The organism is Shewanella sp. ANA-3 (assembly GCF_000203935.1).
Taxonomy (GTDB): Bacteria; Pseudomonadota; Gammaproteobacteria; order Enterobacterales; family Shewanellaceae; genus Shewanella.
This window is the reverse complement of sequence record NC_008577.1, coordinates 129,240-152,029: the sequence shown is the minus strand read 5'-3', so window position 1 is coordinate 152,029 and position 22,790 is coordinate 129,240. Positions and strand designations below refer to the sequence as shown.

The following is a 22,790-nucleotide window of genomic DNA, read 5'->3' as shown; positions in this document are numbered from 1 at the left end:
CGTCGGCTCTGCCCACGTCCTTTTTTATTTAGCAAACATCATGCTAAAAAGCGGGAGAATTTGTATCAAATTAAGCCCAATATCACAGACAAACAAAAGATTCGTTTGCTAGGAGAGCAAATACACTAATAAAAATAGTATGTTAGTTATATATAATAAATCTCTGAATTTCGTGAGCTAGATTAGATATCCATAAACTAGGGGTCGCGACCCTCTTGCTTCTATGTTAAATATCCACACCCAGTGCCCGGTCTTTTTTCACTTTTAACACATCAAGGTTTTGCCTTGATTTTTTATGTCTCCAACCGGGCAAAAGTAGGAGTAAGTTTACATGCCATCCACGCTACAGCATCTCAGCCTGAAGCAGAAGTTGATTCTGTTTTCACTGCTACCTTTGCTGATGATGAGTATTTTTGTGTTGTCGCGGATGTATGTGCTGGTGAAGGAATATCGCTCCGCCAATCAGAACCATCTGGCAATCCAAGCGACCGCCCAAACCACCGAACTACTCTACCAACTGCATAACGAATACGGCCTCAGCGTCCAGCTTTCTGCCCCCGGTTCCCCCCAAGAAGAAACACGCCTGCTACAGCAACAACAGATAACCTCAGACGCCTTAGATACCCTGCTCAATGGCTCAGCCTTAAGCGCTTTAATGTCTGCCTTGGGTCGCAATCAACTCGCCGCCGCGCAGTTGCAGGAGCAGCTCAATACCCTAACCCTGTTAAGTCATAGGCTAGCATCGGGGCACCAAGAGGCACTCGACCAACATCCTAAGGCCTTTATCGATTTGTATAACCAGTTCAACACGGAATTGGTCAAACTTATCCAGCAATTACAGTTACAAACCAACGATATTGCGCAATCTCGCGCCTACACGGATTTGCTTAACTTATTGATGGTGCAACAACTGGCGGTAAAAGAGCGTAGTGCGATTAATCGAATGCTGCTGTCGCAAACGCTGAACATTAACGACTACCGCGCGATCAGCACTATCATGTATGAATATGGCCAAGCCATAGAACATGCCAGCAACGCCTCGATTTCTGACCGTCAGTCCTTAATCCGCAAGGTGCAAACCTCCCCCGAGAATCTGCGCATCCTCAAGATTAGCCAACAAATAGAGCAACAAATCCGCGTCAGTACCTTAGTGCAAAATATTAATGCTCATTTAGGCTACGGTGGCTTGATTGACAGTTTTCAGGATTACCTCATCAAGGGCGATGCTGCCTCGCTAGAGAAATTTACTAAGGCGCAGGCAATTATCCAGCTGAATCTCGATGAACTAAATCATGAAATCCGCAATATTCCCGAGCTCAAAGCGGCGGTCAGGACGATTGAAGACAGTGTCGATCAATATCAATTCTGCATGTCTAAACTGCAACAGTTGAAGCAACAGCAACTGTCACTCGAAGAAATCACCGCCCTCGCCCAAGTCAATGATAGCGGTCTGAGCGAGGCCATAGACAAGCTGTTAATGCCACCGCATCCCGTCAGCAGTAAGCACTGGTGGTCACTCACCAGCGATAGGATCAATAAGTTGCACGCCATCAGTGATGAAATCACCGAAAAAATGGCGCATCAGAGTGAGGTTGAGCAGACTAAGTCACTCAGTTTGCTCGGGTTATATCTATTCTCCGCGATTTTTACCGCGGCAATTACCCTCTGGCTCGGGCGCAAAATCATCCGCAGCTTTATGGTCAAAATCACTAAGATTGCCAATGATATGCAGCAAATGGCCGCCGATCCGCAGCTCAATATCAATATCGATGCCTCTGGCACCGACGAGCTGGCCCGCATGGCACAAGCCATGAATCGGATGATCAGCGAGCGCCAAAAGGCCAACCATGCCCTAAGCCGCGCCGCCGCCGTATTTAACTATTCCGCCGAAGGCATTATGGTCACGGATGCCGATAACCATATCGAGTTGATTAACCCGGCCTTTAGCCAGATCACCGGCTATAGCCTCGAAGAGGTGAAGGGCCGCAGCCCCTCGATTTTAAGCTCGAATCGCCACCCGCATCATTACTACACCGCCATGTGGGAAGCGCTGCATAAAGAGGGCAAATGGGAAGGCGAAATCTGGAATAAACGCAAAGATGGCCAAGTGTATCCCGAGTACCTCGCCATTACTGTGGTGCGTAATGAACAGGGCGAAATAATCCAACATATTGGTTTATTTATGGATATCAGTAAGCGCAAGCAATACGAACAAGACCTCTGGTATCAGGCAAACTTCGACACCTTAACAGGTCTCCCCAACCGTAAGTTGTTTAACGAGCGCCTGCAGCATGAAATCCAACTCGCCCAACACGACTCCCGTAAGCTGGCGATTCTGCTGATCGACCTAGACCAATTCAAATATATCAATGATGTGCAGGGCCATGCGACGGGCGATCTCCTGTTGCAAGACGTGGCTAAGCGGCTTGAAAATATTGCCGGTAAGAACGACTTTGTCGCCCGCATCGGTGGCGACGAATTTGTGCTTATTCTCCCCCGCGTTACCAATGAGTTCGCGATTGAGCATATGGCGAGCCGGATCATTGAAACCTTAGCCACGCCCTTTAACTTAAATGAGCGGGAAATCCAGATCTCGGCCAGCTTCGGCATCGGCGTCTACCCCGAGGACGGGCTAGATGTGAGTTCGCTGACCCGCAATACCGAGATGGCCATGTATCAGGCCAAAGATGCTGGGCGTAATAACTTTAAGTACTTTACCTCCGGCATGAATCAAGCCATGTTTGCCCGCATGGAGCTGGAACAACGACTGCGCCGCGCCGTGGCACAGGATGAATTTACCCTCTTTTATCAACCGATTGTCGATATGAAGACGGGACAAATCTGCAGCGTTGAGGCACTGATCCGCTGGCAAGATCCCGACTTAGGACTGATCCCACCAGACCAATTTATCGCTATCGCCGAGGAGACAGGGCTTATCGAACCTATGGGCGAATGGGTGCTCAACCAAGCCATGCACGATTTAAGACAATGGCAGCATATGGGACTCAACCTGAATGTCGCCATCAATGTTTCTAGCCGTCAGTGCATTAATACCCGTGGTATCGGCTTCGACCAAGTGTTACAGGAATGCTTTAACCGTCACCATATCAATCCTAGAAACGTGCATATCGAGATCACCGAGAGCATGCTGATGGGCGATGCCAGCCACTGCTTAAGCACCCTCGAATCAATCCGCCACTTAGGCTCGCAGATTTATATCGATGACTTTGGCACTGGCTATTCATCATTGAGTTATTTGAAGAAATTCCCAATTTCGGTCATCAAGATTGACCGCAGCTTTGTCGAGCACGCCCTCGAAAACTGTTCTAACGCCAATCTGGTCAAGGCCATTGTGATGATGGGGCAAAGTCTTGAGATGGAACTTGTCGCCGAAGGAATCGAAACCGAGGCCCAATGGCAGTTTTTGCGTGACTTAGGCTGCCACTATGCACAAGGCTATTTACTTTCGAAACCGCTGCCATTCGATGAAATAACCCCATTACTCGGCCAGACCTTGCCGAAAATGTTGCATTTAGAGCAGCGAGAGAAATGCGTAAACAGTTGATATAAAGGTTCATTAAGCTGAATGATCGCCAACAAAAAAGCAGCCTAGGCTGCTTTTTTATCATCACAATGGCGCTTAGGCCTGTGGCTGGCTTTGGGGGTTCATAATGCTCTCACCGCCTTTTGATGCCAACTTAGCTAAATCTTTATCGATAAAGAACAGTGCTTTACCATCTTCGCCCACTAAACGGATCTTATCGACGATCGACTTAAACAGCTTTTCTTCTTCGTGCTGCTCGGCCACATACCATTGCAGGAAATTGAAGGTCGAATAATCTTGGTTTGAAAAGGCAGCATGAGCCAAGGCATTGATCTTACTAGTGATCAGTTGCTCGTGTTCATAGGTCAGCTCGAATAACGCCAGCAGCGAATCAAACTGCGACTGCGGCGCTTCAATTGCACCCAGTAGCGGCAAGCCGCCAGTTTCGCTCACATAAGTGAACAAACGACGCATGTGGCCCATCTCTTCATCCGCATGTTCGCGCATAAATTTTGCTGCGCCTTCAAAGCCTTGATCTTCACACCATGCACTCATTTGCAGGTATAAATTAGAGGAGAAGAACTCCATATTAATTTGTTCATTCAACTTTTCGATCATGGTTGCAGACAGCATAGTTAATCCTCTTGGGCATTCGAACTGAAATCTTGGCACACATTGTCATGAAGGGCGTCGCCAAAAGCAACAAAATTTACCTTTGTTTATTGAGCTAAGTTAATGATTAGTTGATAAAAATGATTTTCATTTGTTCACAGACTCGCGTTTAGCGCCGCCTGAGCTGTAGTGCAAAATCACAAAGTAGAAGGATTCACCTTAGGCAACACTTAAGGGGGAAACTGTCTGACAAATCACATAAACTCCTATGCAGATCATAGCCAAGCAAGCACAGCGTGGCATAATAGCCCCCATATTTGCCCAATCTTTTGCCCATAAGGAAGACCCGATGTCCGTGAAAGCCGATCCTTGTTCGCAACCTAGCTTAATGCATCCAGATCAAGCCATTCCCCTTCTGCTTGAGCAGGTTAGCCCAGTGTCAGACACAGAAGTCGTTACTCTTCCCCACGCGCTTGGCCGCGTTTTAGCGGAGGATTTGGCTTCTTGTATCGATTTACCGCCCTTCGATAACTCTTCGATGGACGGCTACGCCTTTCGCTTTGCCGATTTAGCGACTGACACCAATCAAACCACGCTGACACTGATTGGCAGCTCATTTGCGGGCCATGGTTTTGAAGGTGAAATCCCCCCTCACTCCTGCGTGCGCATTATGACGGGCGCGCCAGTGCCTGCGGGTTATGACACAGTGCAAATGCAGGAAGAGACCCAAGCACAGGGCAACCAAATCCAAATCAATCACCCTAAGGCTAAGGGCGCCAATGTTCGCTGCCGTGGTGAAGAATTGCTGCAAGGCACAAAAGTGCTGAAAGCGGGCATCGAAATTAAAGCCGCTGAACTGGGAGTACTCGCCACCATTGGCGTGAGTCAGGTGCGGGTTTACCGCCAACTCAAAGTCGCGTTTTTCTCCACTGGGGATGAACTGCGCCCCGTGGGCAGCGACTTAGCACCGGGACAAATTTACGATTCAAATCGTTATTCCATCCAAGGCTTACTCAGCCGCGCCAATGTGGAATGGTTGGATTTAGGCGTGATAGCCGACGACCCAGAGGCCATTCGCCACGCATTTCGCCATGCCGCGAGCCAAGCGGATATGGTGTTAACCTCGGGCGGCGTCTCGGTCGGTGAAGCAGATTTTACTAAGCAAATCCTTGATGAAGAAGGCAAAATCACCTTCTGGAAACTCGCCATTAAACCGGGCAAACCCTTTGCCATGGGACGCATAGGCAAGGCGGTATTCTGCGGCTTACCGGGCAATCCCGTGTCTTCCATGGTGACCTTCTACAAGTTGGTGTGGCCCATTCTGAATAAGATGCAGGGCTTAACCCCGAAGGCGCCACTGATGCTTTCCGCCACTCTGACAACTCCCGTGCGTAAACAGCCCGGCCGTGTCGAATATCAGCGCGGCATTTTATCCCGCAATGCACAGGGCGAGTTGGAAGTGGCCATCACGGGCAGCCAAGGTTCGGGCATGTTGACCTCTATGAGTCTGGCGAATTGTTTCGTACTGCTGGAGCAATTCCAAGGTGACACCCCAGTGGGCACGCAAGTGACGGTTGAACCTTTTAATTCAGTGCTCTGCTAAGGTACGCCTCGATGAATGAACAACTAGAGATCCTCAGCGACGGCGAACTCACCCGCTACAGTCGCCAAATCTCAATCAAGGCGATGGATATCGACGGCCAAGAGCGCTTAAAACTCGCCAGAGTCTTGATGATTGGCGCCGGCGGTTTAGGCTGCGCGGCGGGGCAATATCTCACCGTTGCGGGCATTGGCGAGCTGACTCTAGTGGATTTCGATACGGTCGAACTCTCTAATTTGCAGCGCCAAGTGCTGCATCAGGATGCGACTATCGGCCAACCTAAGGTCGAGTCGGCCAAGCAGAGCCTTAACCGACTCAATCCTCACGTTAAAATCAATACCATCAATGCGGTATTGGATGACCATGAGATCGACGCCTTAGTCGCCAGCCACAGTATCGTGGTGGATTGCACCGATAATGTCAGTGTGCGTGAGCAGTTAAATCAGAGCTGTTTTAAGCACAAGATCCCGCTGGTCTCAGCCGCCGCAATTCGTATGGAAGGCATGGTTACCATCTTCGACTATCAAGCGCAAACGCCTTGTTATCATTGCTTTAGTTCACTCTTTGGCGAGCAACAACTCAGCTGCGTCGAGTCGGGCATTCTCGCCCCCGTGGTCGGCATGGTCGGCTGCTTACAGGCGGTTGAAGCCATTAAAGTGATTGCGGGGATGGGCAAGACACTCGCAGGACGAATATTGATGATCGATGCCATGACCATGGAATTTCGCGAAATGAAACTCCCTAAACAACCCCGCTGCAAGATTTGTGGTGAATAACAGAGTAACCTTCAGCACTTAGCACGCTTTCTACAATTAAGGATATAAAAATCAATGGATTCTGAAAACAGCGTATTCGACCGCCGCACTACCGATGACACTCTCATTGGCGCGGGTCTTTATAATTTAGTGATTGGCTTAACCCTACTCTGGGGTTTTGCCGTGAACTATATAATGGTCAGCCATATCGACCCCGAAGCAATTGCCAGCGTTAACCCTTGGATTTTCTTTATCGGTTACTTCGCTTCGTGTTTCTTTGGGATTTACTTATTTCAAAGTTCGAGTAACCCCCTCGTCAGCTTTATTGGCTACAACTTTGTGGTCGTGCCCTTTGGCTTGATCATTAATATGGTCGTTAGCCAGTACGACCCCGAGCTGGTGACCGAGGCGATTCGAATCACGGGCTTAGTCACTATCGCCATGATGTGTTTAGGAACACTGTTCCCAGCCTTCTTCCAGAAAATCGCTGGGGTGCTGACTATCGCATTGTTATTAGTGATAGTCGTTGAACTGATTGAAATATTTATCTTTAAAACCCACCACGGCATTTTGGATTGGATAGTTGTGCTCATTTTCTGCGGCTATATTGGCTACGATTGGGGCCGTGCGAATCAAATCCCAAAAACCGTCGATAATGCTGTCGACAGTGCCGCCGCTTTGTATATGGATATCATCAACCTATTTCTGCGTATCCTGCGGATTTTAGGACGTAAATAAGTCACTCAACGACAAGGAAAACAGCATGAAATTTACCTCACCACTGTTAATCGGCCTGATCATATGCGGCAGCTTAGTCGGCTGCGGCGAGAAGACTGAACCTGCAACTCAGGCGCCCGCCGAAGTAACAACCGAAGCCAAAGCTGGCGCTAAGGTGCAAATCGCCAACCCAGCCGCCGAATATTGCGTCTCACTGGGCGGCACTTCAGAAATCCAGAAGACAGCTGAAGGTGAACATGGCATTTGTACTTTACCAAGCGGTGAAAAAATTGATGAGTGGGCGCTATTTCGTCGCGACCACCCACAGGAAAACGCCCAGTAATTGAGGCTAGTAAAAAAAACAGGCGCACTCGGCGCCTGTTTTTATGCCCCGCTGATGACCTGATTACGCCACTGCAAACGTTTAGCCTGCGAATGGAAACTCCATGCGAGCACCCGAGTGACCTTATTGCCCTGCTGCATTTCAATGGTTTTTACTGTATCGACACCCAACTTTTCCAAAGCCTGATAACAGGGCTTTAGATTCTCCTGCTTCGACACTAAGCTGGTAAACCACAAACATTGCTCGGCAAACGCTTGGCTCTCGCGGATCATAGTGGCTAAAAATTGCTTTTCTCCCCCTTGGCACCATAACTCCGCCGCCTGACCACCAAAGTTTAAGGTCGCGCTGGTCGCTTTAGGCTGCTCACCACGATTGAGTTGCAGATTACGCACCTTGCGCAGCGAGCCTTCACTCGCTTCTTTTAACGAGCCATGAAAGGGAGGATTACACAGAGTTAGCTCGAAGCGGTCAGAGGCCTGAATGATCCCCTTAAAGACCGCCTTGTCATCCTGCTGCCGCCTTAAGGATAAGTGCCCCTGCAAACTCGGGTTATTGTCGATAATCCGCTGCACATTGATGAGCGACTGAGGATTAATATCCGAGGCGACAAACTGCCAGTCATACACTTGATGCCCTAAGATGGCATAAACGCCATTCGCCCCTGTGCCAATATCTAAGGCATGAATCGCCGCAGCGCGCTTAACTTTGGCACCCTCAAATAAGAGATCGGCCAAGTAATGCAGATAGTCGACCCGCCCAGGAATTGGCGGGCACAACGCGCCCTTGGGGATATCCCAAAATGCCAGACCATAATGATGTTTCAAGAGCGCCGCATTCAGGTTTTTTACCGCAAAGGGATCGGCAAAATCGATAGATAAGGCGCCGTAGGGCGTGGGCCGGACAAAGGCTTTTAGCTTAGGAAAACTCGCCATCAGGGCCGGAAAGTCATAACCATTAATGTGCAAATTACGTGGATGTAAGCGCTTCTGCTCGCCGTGCTTCGCTTTGAGCTTACTCGCCGTTTTAGGTTTGGTTGTTTGAGGTTTAGCTAGCGATTTGGGCGTGCTTGGCTTACCCCTTTTACCTGCGGATGACATCGCGAGTTTAGCGGCAGTTTTAATGGCGGGTTTAGGCATAATGACTTATCAACAAGGGCGGGCTAATCCAAGGATCAGCCCTCAAACATATTGGCGGAATTAATCGTAAAGATAGGAGGTAAACAGTAGGTTGACCACTAAGGGCTTACCCGCTTCTTTGGTCAGCAGATTATTCACCGTATCGAAGCACTCACGGCGGATTTCTTCACGGCCAGTGAGGGACTTAATCTTTTCTTCGGCCTGATTACCAAGCACTTCGATAATCGCGGCGCGCAGCAGCGGATCGTGGCGCTCGACAATGACGAGATCATCGGGATTTTTGACCATCAGCTCGACACTGATCTTCACAAACCCCAGTTTTTTGCGGTTTGAAATATAGTTAGTCACGATTTCGGGTTCGAAACCGTAGTAAGCATAATCCCCAGCGGGAGTCGCTTCTTTCTCGTCGGCCGCATATGCACTCAATACAACACTGAATAAGATCAGGCAGGCTGATAATAATTTTTTCATCGCGGTTTACTGCTCCCTAAAAACAATAATGGTCAATGGAAGAAACTTCCCAATCTATCTGGTAGACTGCCGACGTTTGCTTATATTGTAACGAGTATTTAATGAATGTGACCAGCTTAAGCTTCCCCTATGGCGAATCTATTCAATGGTTTTGTGCCGATAATGCCAAAAATCTTCCCTCTTCTCCCCTTAAGGAATGGTTGCTAGCACCGGGAAGCCTGACACAAAAGCTCAAGGGCTGTTGTGATAAGTTCGAAGTCAAAATCCTCGGTGAAGGCCAATGTGCCCCGCTCGAAGGGGAATATCCCAAGCAAAATGCCGTTTGGGTGCGAGAAGTGTTACTCTGCCTCGATTCCGTGCCTTGGGTCTTTGCTAGAACTTTGATCCCGCAATCTTTATTATCGACCCGCCAAGCCGATTTTTTAGGCCTAGGTACACGCCCACTGGGTGAATTATTGTTTAGCCAAGACAGTTTTGTGCCCGGTCGCATCGAAATAGCCCGCTTTACCACCGACAGTCGCCTCGCTCAGCTCGCTCAGAGTTTAGCGCAAAACGTCGAACACGAGCTCTGGGGCCGACGCCGGTATTTTCACCATGACGAGGAGGAAATGTTTGTCAGCGAAATGTTCCTCCCGGCCGCAGTGCAAGCGATGGCTAGGCTATAGTCCTAACCTCTAAGCTAAAACAAAAATGCCTCTATATCAGAGGCATTTTTCGTAAACATATCCGCTTATTTGTGCTGACGGCGCCACGCAAAGCCACCGAGCAGCATCAGACTCAGCCAACCTAGACTGCCACCACCGCCGCCACTCGATGTTTCAGCAGGCGTCGTTGGTGCTGTCACGGTAACGCTTGAACTGCTGCTCGCGGTAGCGTTTTGAGTATCTTTCACCGTCAGTGTGACAGTGTAAGTGCCCTCGCTAGTGTAAGTGTGGGTTGGCGATGCCGAAGTGCTTGAGGTGCCATCGCCAAAGTTCCATGTATAACTTAGGCTACCAACGCCACCTGCCGAGGTGTTGCTAAAGTTCACCGTGAGCTGGTTGGCACTGGCACTAAAACCAGCGGTTAAGGGAGTTAACGCTGGATCAGCATTCGCATTAGCTAAACGGATCACCGCTGTGCTGTTATCGCTGGCTTGAGAGACCACTTGCATCGTCAAGCCCAGTTTTTGCAACACCATACCCGATTGAGGTTGTAGCGGTGCACTGTAATCGAAACTATCGTCAAACAGGCTCACAGGCTCGAGGTTATTATCGCCGCTGTAAGCAGTTTGTCTTACCGTACTAAAGGCTGCATCACGGATTTGCACATCGGTCGAGTTGTTGCCAATCATGTTCTGATCCGCATCTATCACCCCAATCAAACCGTGGCCAGGATGATCAGACACATTGTTATCGTAGTAACTAAAATCCTCTAACCACAGGAGTACTCCGGGATCAAAACCTTTACTCTTTAATCCAGCATCGACACCATTATGGCTGCGTAACTGGATAAGATAACGGGATGCAGGGCCTGGGCGAGTGTCGGTAATACGATTGTAACCTGCCAGAGTGGCTTTACCCGCAACCTCGGCATTATCGGCATACAACTCAGTTGCACCTTGCTTGATGCTGATATTGTCGATAGTGATACCCGACTCGGTTGTCGCCTCATCGGTCACATAGGAAAATTCAATCGTCACAGCTTTGCCAGCGTAGGCTGATAAGTCATATTCCAACCCCACCCAAGCATCACTGCCTACTGCGGTCGAAATACTCGATGAGTTACCCGTAATAATATGTCGGGCACGGTTAATCGCGTTGACGGACTTAGTGTAATTACCCGCAATCGCCACACCGTCAACTTTGACCTGCATATAGTCGTAATCGGCTTCAATTTCCCAACTCGCCTGCATCGCAAGAGTGAGTTTTTCACTCGTCGCCGGCAAGTTTGCCGTAAAGTTCATGCTGTTGCTCAGCATATTTCCTTGGCCCGAATAGTACTGGTAACTCCCTTGATAGGGCGTTTTAAAGGCAATCGGAGCAGCAGGGAGAGGAATCGACACCTGATTCACTAGGTCTTGATTTGACGCCTGATTCAGTGTCACTTCCATACCAGATCTAGGAATACTGTCTAAGTTGATTTCACGCTCATTCAGCCATTTACCTTTATATTTTGTCTGTAAATAGGAGCGTGCATAGGGGCTAAAACCGCTAGGCTTAGTTCCCGCAAGAGCGCCGGTCCAGCTACCCGAAGACATTAAAGACCAATAACCCACTGGTGAGCCGTCTTGGTTATCGTTTTCTGTAGTGTCATACTCATCGGGCAAACCCAGATCGTGGCCAAACTCATGGGTACATACTCCGGTTGCCGCATCGATTGGTTGAATAGTGTAACCAAAGAGTTTTTTAGTCGTCCCCGGCAGGCTATAACCTTGCGTGCTTTGGTCAACGTAATAGCGATGCGACCAAATCGCGTTATCCCCTAATTTACCGCCCCCGGTTTCTTCCCCAATACTCGAGTGGAAAATCATCACATGGTCAATTATGCCATCAGGCTCATTTAGATTGCCGTTATCATTAAAATCGTATGGGTCTTCAACATCATAGGTGGCGAGTTCCGCCTCCGACATATTGGCAACCGCTTGGCTGACCGCCTCTTTAACCAGCTCAGTCACATTTGCATCGCTTCCCCTGCCAGCATTATTCGCGCCATAGTAATCGGCATTTTGGCTCGCGGTGTACCAACCTTTCACATCGCCCGTGAAGAAGAAAGTCTTGCCCGAAACAGCTTGGTAATATTGATAGGCCGAATCTAAGGTCTGCCCTTGAGGACCATTAAAACCTGTGGTGGAGAAGAGTAAATTTTTATAGTGAGAAGCGGGGTAACTGGAGTAATACATGTCGGTATCACTCGCCGTTAAACCATTGTTGTTATACTTTAAATCAGGAAAATCAATTAGAACGGTTAATACCTTCACCGTTTTAGTCACGTCTGCATCCGCTAACACCCGCTGTGCGGGGGCGCGCATCATCGCCGTCGACTTGGCTTTTTGCAGCCTGTCCTGCTCGGCCTCAATCACCATTCTAGGCTCTTTGGGCTGGGCTAGGTTGGCACGGGCAATATAGGCTTCAACGGCCTCTTGCTTAACGCTGTCGCTAGCATCAGCGGAGACTTCGCCCCGCTTGATCAACCAATAGAGGATCCTTTCTTTATTAATGACCCCTGCATCCGCTGGCGTATGATTAGGCGCCGCAATACTTGCGCCACTCAGCAAGGCCAACATCAATCCTAACGCTGTGATACTTCTTGAACTTCGCATTACTCTTCCTTCCGTCACAATGTGCGCTGTAGCCAAGCTATTTTCTAAGGCTAGTGCCTATTTGCTCTATGGCAAGTTTGTTTTTGGCGGCTCGCGATCTTGAATACCTTCCCCAATTTCGGGGAGATATAAAAACATATCAGGACTACTTTTGCGTAACAACTTGATACATTCAGGGATGGGATTCTTTTTATGTTTTGTCAGCCGTTATTCAGCAAACGCTCCTCATTGCCCCTTAGGCATAAAAAAACCGCATTAACGGGCGTCAATGCGGCTCTTGCAAAACAGACCTAAGTTTAGCTGGCGGTTTTCATATAGTTTGAAACCCCATCGAGGAACATTTGCACCGATATCATCACCAGTACCATGCCCATCAAGCGCTCAACAGCCGTTAGGCCTTTTTCACCCAACATACGGGTAAAGAGCTTATAGAACATTAGGATAACTGCACTCGCTCCCCACGCAGACACTAGCGCTATCGTCCAGTCCCCCATACGAGAGCTGTCGGTATGCGCGAGTAAAATCAGCGCGGCCAGAATCGATGGTCCCGCCATCAACGGAATGGCCATAGGGACGATAAAGGGTTCCTCTCCCGCCGCAAGACCAACCACGCCGCCCGGCTGAGGGAAAATCATTCGAATGGCGATCAGGAATAGGATAATCCCGCCAGCGATGCTGACTGACTCGGAACGTAGATTTAAGAAACTGAGGATGGCTTCGCCGGCATACAGGAAGGCCAACATGATCAATAATGCGAAAATCAGTTCGCGGATCAAAACCCTACGACGTTTTTTCGGGTCGATATGCCTTAAAATCGACGCGAAAATCGGTAAATTACCGAGGGGATCCATGATCAAAAACAACATTACCGCAGCAGAAAATATATCCATTTAACGTTATCAACACCCAAGCCAACATGAGCCGATATTGTATAACTTTTTCGCGTTACAGATGTGAAAAATTATCTATAAAATTCCTAATGATGGCTCTAAGCCAGCGTGCCATTGTCAATTTTCCCCGCCAAATGCCAAGCCGCACTGAGATTACGCCCTCGAGCGTTAAAGGGATTTCTGCGCCTGCAATGATAGGTCATTGTCGCTTGAGTAAATTGCCAGTAAGTCGCTGCTCATTTTGATTACAACTGGTATACTATGGCGTTTTTTCAGCAAAATTCGTGGAATCCATGCTCTATCTTCTCGCTAGCTGTATCGCACTATTAATCGGACCACTGTTTTATCGCTACTTTTCATCGGGCAGCGGCTTACAGAAGGGACTCGATGGCTTTATCTTCGTCTCTTTAGGCGGGCTAGTGCTGATCCATATTTTGCCTGAATTGCTCGAGCATGGCGGCCTATTGGCCATCGTCTTTGTCGTCCTTGGCCTCTGGGGACCAACCGCCAGCGAACGCTTATTCCACCGCTACTCGGAGATCACCCATAATCTGACCCTGTCACTCGGCATTGGCGGTCTTTTATTGCACACCATCACAGATGGCGGCGCTATGGTGCTGGCGCAGCAGGATGGCAATTCCAGCCTATTGGCGCTCGGGGTGATATTGCATCGCCTGCCCGTCGGCCTCGCGATTTGGTGGTTACTCAAGCCTCAAGTCGGAACCCGTTGGGCAAGTCTCGTATTAGTCGCCATGATGTTGCTCACTGGCGTGGGTTATTTCGCGGGCGAGCAATTATTATCCCAGCTCAGTTTAGATAATACCGTTTATTTACAAGCCTTTGTGACAGGCTCAATCCTGCACGTTGTGCTGCATCAACCCCATGGTCAACACGATACCGATAAGCAAGGCCAGTATGAATATCAGGCCGGTATCGGCAGTTTATTGGGGATTGGATTGTTGATGGTGCTGTTACTGATGGATTCTGGCGGCCATGACCATGCTCACCACGATCACAGCACCGAACAGCTAACCACTTGGTTAATGACCATAGCGCCGGTACTTTTACTCAGCTATGCCGCGGCTGCGCTGCGATTCCAGTTTGGCTTAACCCCACAGGATAACAGCCTCGCTCGACGCTGGTTCCAACGCTTGGCGGGTCCTGAGGCGCTTGTGCTTACCGCGTTACTGCTCGGCCCTTGGTTAGCGTTATTCCAGCTACTCGTGGTGTTTATTATGAGTGCTTATCTGGCACACGCTCGAGTCGAGATTACCGATCCCCACAGCAAGTTGCCCCACAATGCGCTGCGCTTTGGCTTTGCCCATCTGGTTGATCGCAGTGCCCCTTGGGTGCTCCTTAGCCTAGTGCTCGTCAATCTGATCGGCCATCCTTCGGTACCGTTAAGCAATCCTATGTTGCAGATTGCCGTACTCTTGTTGGTCTTTTTACCTATGCGCTTCTGTAATTTAGGCGCAGCAGTACTGTCGATTGCCCTTGCCTACAGCGGCTGGAGCCCACTTGCCATCATACTGCCTCTAATTGCTGCGCCCGTGCTGAACATCGCCCAACTTAAACTTATGAGCTGGCCGCAGCGTGGTGTTTTGCTGACTATTATTGCCGTATCACTGGTAGCAGCCCTTAAGTTACCTATGTGGTTCTCCTTGGTCACCTTGCCTGAGGCGATTAACTTGGCCGCCTTGCTAGTTCTATCCGGTTTATTTGCCGCGAGTTTACTGCGCCTAGGACCACGTAAGTTCTTACGTCGCCTGATGATGTTAAAACCCGCTACTCATGGTCATAAGCACGGCCATGATCATGCACACGCGCATGCCGCGGCTACAGAAACCGCCCATAGTCACGGCCATGGCCATACACACTCTCATTCACATCAGAGTGGCGGCCACAGCCATAGCGATGCAAATAAGCACCATCACTAGCACTGTTCATTTGATCACAGACAGGCTAAGTTAATCCTACTCCTAGGATAAATTTAGCCTGTTATGTGCATACTCTTCGTCGCCCTTAAAACTCATCCCCAGTATCCGCTGATCATTTGCGCGAATAGGGATGAGTTTCACCACAGACCCACAGCCCCAGCACACTTTTGGCCACCGGAGCAGAATATGCTCGCGGGCAAGGACTTGCAGGCAGGTGGCACTTGGTTTGGGGTGAATAAACAGGGGCAAATTGCGGGAGTCACTAACCTGAGGGTGGCGCAAAAGTCCCAAGAGCCAATGCGTAGCCGCGGCGAGCTGATCATTAAAGCCCTAAGCTCGGGTTCGCTTATCTGTCCTAACTGGCTTGAGGAACACGCCGAAGATTATCAGCCATTTAATCTCGTGTTTGGCCAAGGCACCAACCTCTATTGCTTCAACAGTCTTAAGCGGAACACGGTAAAACTCACGGCAGGATTCCACGCCATTAGCAATGGCGCGCTCGATGATATCTGGCCGAAAATGGCTAAGGGCCAACGCTCGCTCGAGGCCCTTATCCAACAATCGGAACCGCTTGAGCTAGAGTCGCTGATTAAGTTAATGCAGGATGATTCGCGTCCAGAGGATAACGAGCTACCCGACACTGGCGTCGGGCTAGAATGGGAACGCCGACTCGCGGCAATTTATATTCGTCACCCCGACTATGGCACCCGCTCCACCAGCATTTTACTGCAAAATGCCCAAGGGGAAGTCCAGTTTACCGAAGTAAGATATGACGGTAAGGGTCGGCGACTGGGACAGCAGGACTTTCACTTCACCCTGCCATCGCAATTACCTAAAGAGCCGGAATGTCTCGCCAATTTTTAGCGGTTCAGTCCGAACTGTGGTCCATAGTGATCACCCAGCGGTCATCAATTTTTTCCACCAGCAGGGTAAATACCCCCGTGGGCGCATCCTTTTGCCGCTTTAAATCCCAACGCCCAACTACCATAGCGGCGTAGTTACTGAGCATTTTGATTTCTTTGATGGTGAACTTCAGTTCACCCAGCGCCTCTTTATTCGGATAGTTTTTCTTGTAGGCGGCAAGGGTTTCATCCCAGCCGTAACGAAACTTTCCATTAGAGACAAATCTAAGCTGTTCGCTCTTCCAATAACCCTGCATGTAAGCGTCAAGATCGCCGCGGTTCCACGCATCTTCCTGACCTTTTAGCATTTGGGCAATATCATCCGTCGGCACTGCACTCACTTGCCCAACAAACAGCAACATCAGTACCGCGAAGCACCGTAAAATGTGTTTTTTCATCAATCCCTGTCGCAACATAGTATCGCTCCCCAACTATCAGGTTAGACTGTACTATAACCAAATTGGCGCAGACTATCTTGTCAAAGCCGATTTATAATTAAAAAAAGCTAATGATATTATTCATTTTTCGACTCTGAGCACCAAATTATGTTTACACATTTATGCCGCTGGCTACTTAAGATTTCAGGCTGGCAAATCCAAGGGCAGTTACCCTCTCAAGCCAAATACATTGTGATTGTTGCGCCACACACCAGTAACTGGGACTTCATCATCGGCGTGCTCGCCCGCGGCGCCTTAAACACCCGCATACACTTCCTCGGTAAGCATCAATTGTTTATTCCGCCTTGGGGTTGGTTCTTCCGTGCTATCGGTGGCAGCCCAGTGGACAGGCGTAAAAACAATAACTTAGTCGATGCTGCGGTGCAGTTATTTGCCACCCAACCCGACTATAAACTCGCGCTCGCCCCCGAAGGTACTCGCAGTCCAGTGACTCGCTGGAAATGCGGCTTCTACCATATCGCCTCCAAGGCGCAGGTGCCCATAGTGCCAGTGGGCTTAGACTTTGCCCGTAAGGCCGTGGTGATCCAACCGCCACTGCAACCAAGGGAAATCGAGCAAGATATGGCGGAAATCCTCAGTTTTTACCGCAGCATTAAAGGGCGTCATCCCAAAACGATCCCCGACTATACGCCAGACAACAGACGTTAACGCCTGAGGAATCACGGAGCAAAACATGCAGACCGAAACTTGGTTACTCTACCTTTTTGCGATTGTGTTGATTGGGATTTCCCCCGGGCCTATCGCCATGTTGTCTATGTCCCACGGCATTCATTTCGGTAAAAAACGCAGCATAGCCACAGGGCTTGGCAGTGTCAGCGCCGCGCTAGTGCTGATGGCGGCTTCGGCGGCAGGATTAGGCGCGATAATCAGCGCCTCGGAATACGGCTTTAGCCTACTCAAATGGTGCGGCGCCGCCTATCTGGTGTTTTTGGGCATTAAGTTATTGCTCACTAAGCAACAAGGGCAAAAGCTGGAAGTAACGAAAACCGAAGGAAAAGGGACAGCGAAGCAACTCTATAAGCAGGCGTTTTTAGTGGGGATCAGCAATCCTAAAGACTTACTGTTTTTTGCGGCGTTATTTCCACAATTTATCGATTTAACCGCACCACAAATGCCGCAACTGACGATTCTTGCCCTCACCTGGGCGCTGGTCGATTTTAGCTTTGTGATGCTGTACGCCTCGATGGCGAATGTGCTGGCCCCGAGCCTAAAGGCCAGCAACAAACTGCATTGGTTTGACCGTACCAGCGGCGGCGTATTTCTCACCCTCGCCGCCATCTTAGTCAGTCGGGATTAGATTAGCCCTCGACTTTCACCGATTTTAGACTGCGGATATCGTTGCCTGTCGGCGCTTGGAAGGCCTGTAAACCAAACTCGGGCAATACGGCAAAGATATGGTCGAAGATATCCGCTTGTATCGCCTCATAAAAAGCCCAACGGGTGTCATTGGTAAAGATATAAATCTCTATCGGTAAACCTTCGGTCGTGGGGGCCAGTTGGCGCACCATCAGGGTCATATCCTTATGTACTTTATCGTGGCGTTGCAGGTACTCCTGCAAATAGGCGCGGAAGGTGCCGACATTGGTCAGATGGCGACCGTTGACCTTCATGTCCAGATCCGACACTTTGGCATTCGACTCTTGAATTTCACTGATCTTGGCGGGGAAATACTCTTTCAAGCAATTGATTTTACTGAGGCGATTTCGCTCTTCCTCAGATAAAAACTTAATGCTGTTGATATCGATATTGACCGCACGCTTGATACGGCGACCGCCCGATTCAGACATACCGCGCCAGTTACGAAACGCATCCGACACTAAGGCATAAGCGGGGATCATGGTGATGGTCTTATCCCAGTTACGCACTTTGACCGTGGTTAAGGACACTTCCTCCACCGCACCGTCAGCGCCGTACTTGTCCATTTGGATCCAGTCGCCCTTGCTCACCATGCGGTTGGCGGCGAGCTGAATGCCCGCCACAAAGCCCAAAATGGTGTCGCGGAACACTAACATCACAAAACCCGTTGCCACACCTAAACCGCTGAGGAAGTACACGGGGGACTGATCCGCCAGTACGGAAATCGACACGATCAGACCGACGAAGAACAGGAAGAGTTTAATCAGCTGCACAAAGCTTTTTACCGGCAAGCGGCGACTGACCAGATTGACATCGGAAATCTCATTAACCGCATCGAGCCCAGCGTAAATGGCGCGGATCATCAGGATAACCAACCAAATACTCAATAGACGGTCGACTAAACTGCTAAGCACGGGGTGCTCGGTTAAGGTAATGGGCACTAGCAGGTTAAGCACTATCGCGGGGACTAACATCGCCAGCTTTTCGAGCACTTTATAGCGCATAAACACATCGTCCCACGTCGCCTTGGAGCGCAGGATCACCATGTTCACCGCGCGGATCACCCCTCGGCGCATAATAAAATAGGCAATGGCCGCCACCAGCACACAGGCAAGCAGCATAATGCTCGTTGAAATGCTGTCGGACGGTTGGCTGTCGATCCCGACACTCGATAACCAGCCCGAGATTTCAAGGCGAATTTCTTGATCCACAATCTACTCCTAGAGAAACGGCTGGATTATCTGCCCAATCAAGCCATCCCAAGATAAAACCATAAGGTTGCGAGAGCATGACGCGCTCACGATTGAACCTAGCAACAAATATTTCACAACCATTTATTTTTCAAACGATTTTAGCATTCGAGGCCAAGAGCTTAAAGCGCATCACGGTTGAAAATGCCAGATTGAGTCCAGCATCCATAGCGCAGCAGCTAATGGCCTAGCAGCTATTGCTCAAGTTTGGCCTGCGCCTGATCCAGTTCAGCTTGAGCCTCTGCCACCTTTTGGCGTTTTTTATTGATTTTATCCATAGACTTACCCACAGCTATCGCATCTGTCAGCTCATTTTGACGTTCGACGAGTTTAGCTTCTAAGGTTTCAACCTTGGCTAAGCGCTCTTGGTAAAGCTTGTCATCGTCACAGTGAGTTAGCACGGCTTGGCGCGCCTGCTCTAACCCCTCTGCTTTTGCTTGATTACCCGCGGCTTTAGCCTCAACAAGCTGTGTCTCAATTGCCGCTAGCTTTGCAGCACAGCCTTTAGGGGACTCATCCTGCGCCAATGCCGCGCCACTGCACAACAAGACTAGCAAGCATCCGTATCGACAAAACATAGGCTCCTCCTTTAGGTGGCAATATTTAATCCTGCGATAGGCTTGATAGTGCCATAGCTTATAACCACAAGCTGTATTTGTGCTTAAGTAAAATCGACTTTCTTGGTACAAATGCGACTTAGGCAGTGACTTAATAGCAATAAATTGTTTATGTTAGGGCAAAATATTGACTCAGACGGATATCGGAGCCAGAAACCATGCCCAGTTCATTTCGCCTCAGCGCGCTCAGCTCATTATTGCTGCTCTCTTCATCTGTGATGGCCGCCGATGTGGCAACTATCACCCTAGAGAATGGCGCTCAGGTCAGACTCAAAGATGACTTCACTTGGGAATATATCATCACGGAAACCAAAGTCGCGGCAGCGCCAGCGGTTGCCACAGTTGCTACCCCAACTGCCGCGGTGACATCAACCGCAGCGGCCACAGCAGTAGCCAGCAGCACACCCGCCATTGAAGCTGCCCAACCTGTCACCACACTAACCGCTAACGCCATTGCGCGCCCCGAGCTCTTAGGCTCTACCGCCAAAGATGGCATTAAAGTCACCTTCAACGAGAGCCAATGGAAGGGCGATAAACTCGGCCTGACCTTCGAGCTTGCCAGTACTAGCGGTGAGCACGTGACCTTAGTTGAAGTCGAAGCTAGCTTCTTTGCCGATGATGGCACCTTGCTCAAAACCGAAAAACTGGAAGTCTGGGAAGCCATTTTCCGCATGCCAGAAACCTACCTACGTAAAGGCGAGCAACGTAAGAGCCCAGTGGTTTGGGTCGAAGGCGTCGATAAAAACCGTTGGCAGAAACAACTGATTAATCTCAAAATCACTGAGATTAACTCGCGCTAGTCCGACGAATGAGGTAAGGAATTGGAGTTAGCTTTCAATTCCTTACAAACTCAAACGGCTGTTATCAGGCGAATAAGCTACAATTGCCAGCATGCCATCATTCCCCATATGAGCCAGATGCAAGATGCCCAATAGATATTCATCTCTCGCTCTTACACTCTGGCTCTGTGGTGTTAGTCACCATGCCATTGCCGATACGGTGTTTCTCACCAATGGCGATAAAATTACCGGTGAGATTAAAGCCCTAGATGAGCAAAATCTGGTAATCAAACCCAGCTACGCCCCCAAAATCACTATCGAACGCAGCGCGGTTCGCAGCTTTGAAACCCGTGAGCCACAGCCCTGGAGCATCAATCGCTCAATCAAAGAGGTAACGGTTCAAGCTTCTGAATTAGATAGCTTTGTGCTGATAGACGATCAGCAAACCCCAATCAGCGAGTTAATCTATTCGGAACTCCTGAGTGACTCGGATTGGCACTACAGCGGCAGTGTAGAGGCCGCCATCGATGTCACCCATAACAGTAAAAACACTCAAAAGCTGCATGCTAAGGGCGATGTGACCGCCGAAACCTTAAACTGGCGTCATAACCTCAAGAGTGAAGTCCGCTACGAGACCGAAGACAAAACCACTAAGCGTAATACCCTCGAAGCCCATTACAGCCTCGACTATTTGATCAGTGACCATTGGTTTTTGCGGCAAGAGGATTATTATCAGGAGGATAAGCTCAACCTCGATATCCGCAGCTACTACGCCGCATTGGGTCCGGGTTATCGTTTTTGGGGTGTCAACCGCGACAAACTCGACTTTGTACTCACCTACAACCACTTCTGGCTAGATTATCAAGTGTTTACCTATGAGCTAAATGCTTGGGCGGCAACCGTCAACTACAAGCAATATTGGTTCGACGGCGTGTTAGAGACCTATGCGGATTTGCAAATTGCCTTCCCCGATATTCCTACCATCGAATATATTTCTGACTCGACGTTTGGGCTTAAGTACCTGCTGACACAACAGATTTACCTCTCATTCAAATACGATATCAATGAGACTAAATCCGCTGTGCAGCATTCGCGGGATATTTCCTACAGCCTAGGCTTAGGGGTTAACTTCTAAATTTACTGGGGTTTTACCACGCAGGTCATTTCTGGCGCTTCGTATCCCCAGACAATTTTGGCTTCGCCATGGTGTTCCCACAGACTCTCATTTCGGCCTTGATACTTAGCGCCGCTGCCACTGGGCTGAACAAACATCAAGGACGTTTGATCGCCACGCTCGGCTATCAGAGTGGCAGGCTCAGTCTTAAAGTAACTGACCACGACTTCATTCGCCGGATTACCGTCGCAGACGTAAAATATCGGCCCAGTCATTTCCACGAGACGATACTGCGCCTGTAGCTCGGCAATCCGCGTCTGGTAACTCGACTCGACACAGGCGCGTTTATCTTCGCTCTTCCAACATTCATTACGGCCTTTGACCCAGCCCCGCTGCATGGCTTTTAGCATAGGAGGTTGCTCATTCTTTGCCTTATCAGCAGCTTGCGCGTATACCTCGGCGAGTTGCTGATCGAGCTTAGTCAAACCCGCATCCTGACACACCAGCTCTTCGATACTGCCTGCCTGAACCTTGCCACAGTCAAAGGAAGGCTTTTCTGCGGCCATAGCTGGGACACTTAAGGCCACAGCTAAAAGCCCGGCCGCTCCTGCGGTTTGCATATTGATTCTCTTGGTAAATGTCATACCCGTGATTCCCTTTATCTATTGCTTATGGCTATCTGTTGCCCATAGCTAACGCCACCTTGGCTTAACCTAAGCTGACTTAAGCTCAATCCCCCTCTTTGAGCGAGCAAAAATCAGCACTTAGCCACAAATACCAGCCAATATTAGCGCTACAAGCTAACGGCTTTGCACAAACTCGAGTAAGTGTAGTGCAGCCACAGACGTTATCCCAAGAGTGTCCACTGAACGGACAATCGCGCGGACACATTTATAGTCATAATGCGGACACTTTAAACTTTTCACGCGGACACAATTTTTATCATGCTGATAAATAAAGAATATTTAGTTGGCACATATTCTGCCTAGTCAGTGGGTCACCACACTT

Annotated in this window: 21 protein-coding genes; 12 read left to right on the top strand and 9 right to left on the bottom strand. The window is 49.4% G+C overall.

What is annotated here, in order from left to right; translation table 11 throughout:
• Window positions 1–331 precede the first annotated feature (331 nt).
• A complete protein-coding gene (locus tag SHEWANA3_RS00705) occupies window positions 332–3,565 on the top strand; it encodes an EAL domain-containing protein (RefSeq protein WP_011715405.1) in 3,234 nt (1,077 codons plus the stop codon).
• A gap of 75 nt (window positions 3,566–3,640) precedes the next feature.
• Here the strand turns inward: SHEWANA3_RS00705 and ftnA are convergent, their stop codons facing one another.
• The gene (ftnA, locus tag SHEWANA3_RS00700; RefSeq protein WP_011620966.1) at window positions 3,641–4,177 is read right to left on the bottom strand and encodes a non-heme ferritin; all 537 of its coding nucleotides are present in this window, start codon (window positions 4,175–4,177) and stop codon (window positions 3,641–3,643) included.
• A 328-nt stretch (window positions 4,178–4,505) separates the two neighbouring features.
• Here ftnA and moeA point away from each other — a divergent pair, with 328 nt between their 5' ends.
• From moeA to SHEWANA3_RS00680, 4 genes are read left to right on the top strand one after another with little or no spacing between them, the layout of a single operon-like run.
• A complete protein-coding gene (gene moeA / locus SHEWANA3_RS00695) occupies window positions 4,506–5,759 on the top strand; it encodes a molybdopterin molybdotransferase MoeA (RefSeq protein ID WP_041412474.1) in 1,254 nt (417 codons plus the stop codon).
• 11 nt (window positions 5,760–5,770) lie between these two features.
• Window positions 5,771–6,532, top strand: a complete 762-nt coding sequence (moeB, locus tag SHEWANA3_RS00690) for a molybdopterin-synthase adenylyltransferase MoeB (RefSeq protein ID WP_011715403.1) — start codon at window positions 5,771–5,773, stop codon at window positions 6,530–6,532.
• Window positions 6,533–6,586: 54 nt separating this feature from the next.
• Entirely contained in the window at window positions 6,587–7,249 is a 663-nt protein-coding gene (locus tag SHEWANA3_RS00685) for a Bax inhibitor-1 family protein (RefSeq protein WP_011715402.1), read from the top strand.
• 25 nt (window positions 7,250–7,274) lie between these two features.
• Window positions 7,275–7,571 carry a DUF333 domain-containing protein gene (locus tag SHEWANA3_RS00680; RefSeq protein ID WP_011715401.1) on the top strand — a complete coding sequence of 99 codons (297 nt, stop codon included), beginning with the start codon at window positions 7,275–7,277 and terminating at the stop codon, window positions 7,569–7,571.
• Between the two features lie 41 nt (window positions 7,572–7,612).
• Here SHEWANA3_RS00680 and rlmF read toward each other — a convergent pair whose 3' ends face one another.
• Window positions 7,613–8,707: a 23S rRNA (adenine(1618)-N(6))-methyltransferase RlmF gene (gene rlmF, locus SHEWANA3_RS00675; protein ID WP_011715400.1), complete on the bottom strand. Its 1,095-nt coding sequence runs from the start codon at window positions 8,705–8,707 to the stop codon at window positions 7,613–7,615.
• A gap of 60 nt (window positions 8,708–8,767) precedes the next feature.
• The gene (locus SHEWANA3_RS00670) at window positions 8,768–9,178 is read right to left on the bottom strand and encodes a flagellar basal body-associated protein FliL (RefSeq protein WP_011715399.1); all 411 of its coding nucleotides are present in this window, start codon (window positions 9,176–9,178) and stop codon (window positions 8,768–8,770) included.
• 101 nt (window positions 9,179–9,279) lie between these two features.
• Here SHEWANA3_RS00670 and SHEWANA3_RS00665 point away from each other — a divergent pair, with 101 nt between their 5' ends.
• Window positions 9,280–9,843: a chorismate lyase gene (locus SHEWANA3_RS00665; RefSeq protein WP_011715398.1), complete on the top strand. Its 564-nt coding sequence runs from the start codon at window positions 9,280–9,282 to the stop codon at window positions 9,841–9,843.
• Window positions 9,844–9,908: 65 nt separating this feature from the next.
• On the opposite strand, the gene SHEWANA3_RS00660 is transcribed toward SHEWANA3_RS00665, so the two are convergent.
• Window positions 9,909–12,479, bottom strand: a complete 2,571-nt coding sequence (locus SHEWANA3_RS00660) for an immune inhibitor A domain-containing protein (RefSeq protein WP_011715397.1) — start codon at window positions 12,477–12,479, stop codon at window positions 9,909–9,911.
• Window positions 12,480–12,775: 296 nt separating this feature from the next.
• The gene (locus SHEWANA3_RS00655; RefSeq protein ID WP_011715396.1) at window positions 12,776–13,369 is read right to left on the bottom strand and encodes a YhgN family NAAT transporter; all 594 of its coding nucleotides are present in this window, start codon (window positions 13,367–13,369) and stop codon (window positions 12,776–12,778) included.
• A 293-nt stretch (window positions 13,370–13,662) separates the two neighbouring features.
• On the opposite strand from SHEWANA3_RS00655, the gene SHEWANA3_RS00650 reads away from it, so the two are divergent.
• On the top strand, window positions 13,663–15,306 hold the full coding sequence (locus SHEWANA3_RS00650; protein WP_011715395.1) for a hypothetical protein: 1,644 nt from the start codon (window positions 13,663–13,665) through the stop codon (window positions 15,304–15,306).
• A 63-nt stretch (window positions 15,307–15,369) separates the two neighbouring features.
• Window positions 15,370–16,170: an NRDE family protein gene (locus SHEWANA3_RS00645; RefSeq protein WP_011715394.1), complete on the top strand. Its 801-nt coding sequence runs from the start codon at window positions 15,370–15,372 to the stop codon at window positions 16,168–16,170.
• A 4-nt stretch (window positions 16,171–16,174) separates the two neighbouring features.
• Here SHEWANA3_RS00645 and SHEWANA3_RS00640 read toward each other — a convergent pair whose 3' ends face one another.
• Window positions 16,175–16,624 carry a nuclear transport factor 2 family protein gene (locus SHEWANA3_RS00640; protein WP_011715393.1) on the bottom strand — a complete coding sequence of 150 codons (450 nt, stop codon included), beginning with the start codon at window positions 16,622–16,624 and terminating at the stop codon, window positions 16,175–16,177.
• Window positions 16,625–16,753: 129 nt separating this feature from the next.
• Here SHEWANA3_RS00640 and SHEWANA3_RS00635 point away from each other — a divergent pair, with 129 nt between their 5' ends.
• Window positions 16,754–17,314, top strand: coding sequence for a lysophospholipid acyltransferase family protein (locus SHEWANA3_RS00635; protein ID WP_011715392.1), 561 nt, complete (start codon window positions 16,754–16,756; stop codon window positions 17,312–17,314).
• 25 nt (window positions 17,315–17,339) lie between these two features.
• Entirely contained in the window at window positions 17,340–17,963 is a 624-nt protein-coding gene (locus SHEWANA3_RS00630) for a LysE family translocator (RefSeq protein ID WP_011715391.1), read from the top strand.
• A gap of 1 nt (window position 17,964) precedes the next feature.
• On the opposite strand, the gene SHEWANA3_RS00625 is transcribed toward SHEWANA3_RS00630, so the two are convergent.
• Window positions 17,965–19,233, bottom strand: a complete 1,269-nt coding sequence (locus tag SHEWANA3_RS00625; RefSeq protein ID WP_011715390.1) for a mechanosensitive ion channel domain-containing protein — start codon at window positions 19,231–19,233, stop codon at window positions 17,965–17,967.
• Window positions 19,234–19,466: 233 nt separating this feature from the next.
• Entirely contained in the window at window positions 19,467–19,850 is a 384-nt protein-coding gene (locus tag SHEWANA3_RS00620) for a DUF1090 domain-containing protein (protein ID WP_011715389.1), read from the bottom strand.
• A gap of 197 nt (window positions 19,851–20,047) precedes the next feature.
• Here SHEWANA3_RS00620 and SHEWANA3_RS00615 point away from each other — a divergent pair, with 197 nt between their 5' ends.
• Window positions 20,048–20,689 carry a DUF3157 family protein gene (locus SHEWANA3_RS00615; RefSeq protein WP_011715388.1) on the top strand — a complete coding sequence of 214 codons (642 nt, stop codon included), beginning with the start codon at window positions 20,048–20,050 and terminating at the stop codon, window positions 20,687–20,689.
• A 124-nt stretch (window positions 20,690–20,813) separates the two neighbouring features.
• Window positions 20,814–21,803 (top strand): DUF481 domain-containing protein, encoded by a 990-nt coding sequence (locus SHEWANA3_RS00610; RefSeq protein WP_011715387.1) that lies wholly within the window; start codon window positions 20,814–20,816, stop codon window positions 21,801–21,803.
• Window positions 21,804–21,805: 2 nt separating this feature from the next.
• Here SHEWANA3_RS00610 and SHEWANA3_RS00605 read toward each other — a convergent pair whose 3' ends face one another.
• Entirely contained in the window at window positions 21,806–22,426 is a 621-nt protein-coding gene (locus SHEWANA3_RS00605) for an MliC family protein (RefSeq protein ID WP_011715386.1), read from the bottom strand.
• Window positions 22,427–22,790: the final 364 nt, after the last annotated feature.

Bases quoted from the DNA above. Each gene is read 5' to 3' on its own strand.
- SHEWANA3_RS00645 (WP_011715394.1), top strand. From the start codon at position 15,370: ATGTGCATACTCTTCGTCGCCCTTAAAACTCATCCCCAGTATCCGCTG.
- SHEWANA3_RS00605 (WP_011715386.1), bottom strand. From the start codon at position 22,426: ATGACATTTACCAAGAGAATCAATATGCAAACCGCAGGAGCGGCCGGG.
- SHEWANA3_RS00610 (WP_011715387.1), top strand. From the start codon at position 20,814: ATGCCCAATAGATATTCATCTCTCGCTCTTACACTCTGGCTCTGTGGT.
- ftnA (WP_011620966.1), bottom strand. From the start codon at position 4,177: ATGCTGTCTGCAACCATGATCGAAAAGTTGAATGAACAAATTAATATG.
- moeB (WP_011715403.1), top strand. From the start codon at position 5,771: ATGAATGAACAACTAGAGATCCTCAGCGACGGCGAACTCACCCGCTAC.
- moeA (WP_041412474.1), top strand. From the start codon at position 4,506: ATGTCCGTGAAAGCCGATCCTTGTTCGCAACCTAGCTTAATGCATCCA.
- SHEWANA3_RS00665 (WP_011715398.1), top strand. From the start codon at position 9,280: ATGAATGTGACCAGCTTAAGCTTCCCCTATGGCGAATCTATTCAATGG.
- SHEWANA3_RS00630 (WP_011715391.1), top strand. From the start codon at position 17,340: ATGCAGACCGAAACTTGGTTACTCTACCTTTTTGCGATTGTGTTGATT.
- SHEWANA3_RS00680 (WP_011715401.1), top strand. From the start codon at position 7,275: ATGAAATTTACCTCACCACTGTTAATCGGCCTGATCATATGCGGCAGC.
- SHEWANA3_RS00620 (WP_011715389.1), bottom strand. From the start codon at position 19,850: ATGTTTTGTCGATACGGATGCTTGCTAGTCTTGTTGTGCAGTGGCGCG.
- SHEWANA3_RS00615 (WP_011715388.1), top strand. From the start codon at position 20,048: ATGCCCAGTTCATTTCGCCTCAGCGCGCTCAGCTCATTATTGCTGCTC.
- rlmF (WP_011715400.1), bottom strand. From the start codon at position 8,707: ATGCCTAAACCCGCCATTAAAACTGCCGCTAAACTCGCGATGTCATCC.
- SHEWANA3_RS00705 (WP_011715405.1), top strand. From the start codon at position 332: ATGCCATCCACGCTACAGCATCTCAGCCTGAAGCAGAAGTTGATTCTG.
- SHEWANA3_RS00650 (WP_011715395.1), top strand. From the start codon at position 13,663: ATGCTCTATCTTCTCGCTAGCTGTATCGCACTATTAATCGGACCACTG.
- SHEWANA3_RS00660 (WP_011715397.1), bottom strand. From the start codon at position 12,479: ATGCGAAGTTCAAGAAGTATCACAGCGTTAGGATTGATGTTGGCCTTG.
- SHEWANA3_RS00640 (WP_011715393.1), bottom strand. From the start codon at position 16,624: ATGTTGCGACAGGGATTGATGAAAAAACACATTTTACGGTGCTTCGCG.
- SHEWANA3_RS00635 (WP_011715392.1), top strand. From the start codon at position 16,754: ATGTTTACACATTTATGCCGCTGGCTACTTAAGATTTCAGGCTGGCAA.
- SHEWANA3_RS00655 (WP_011715396.1), bottom strand. From the start codon at position 13,369: ATGGATATATTTTCTGCTGCGGTAATGTTGTTTTTGATCATGGATCCC.
- SHEWANA3_RS00685 (WP_011715402.1), top strand. From the start codon at position 6,587: ATGGATTCTGAAAACAGCGTATTCGACCGCCGCACTACCGATGACACT.
- SHEWANA3_RS00670 (WP_011715399.1), bottom strand. From the start codon at position 9,178: ATGAAAAAATTATTATCAGCCTGCCTGATCTTATTCAGTGTTGTATTG.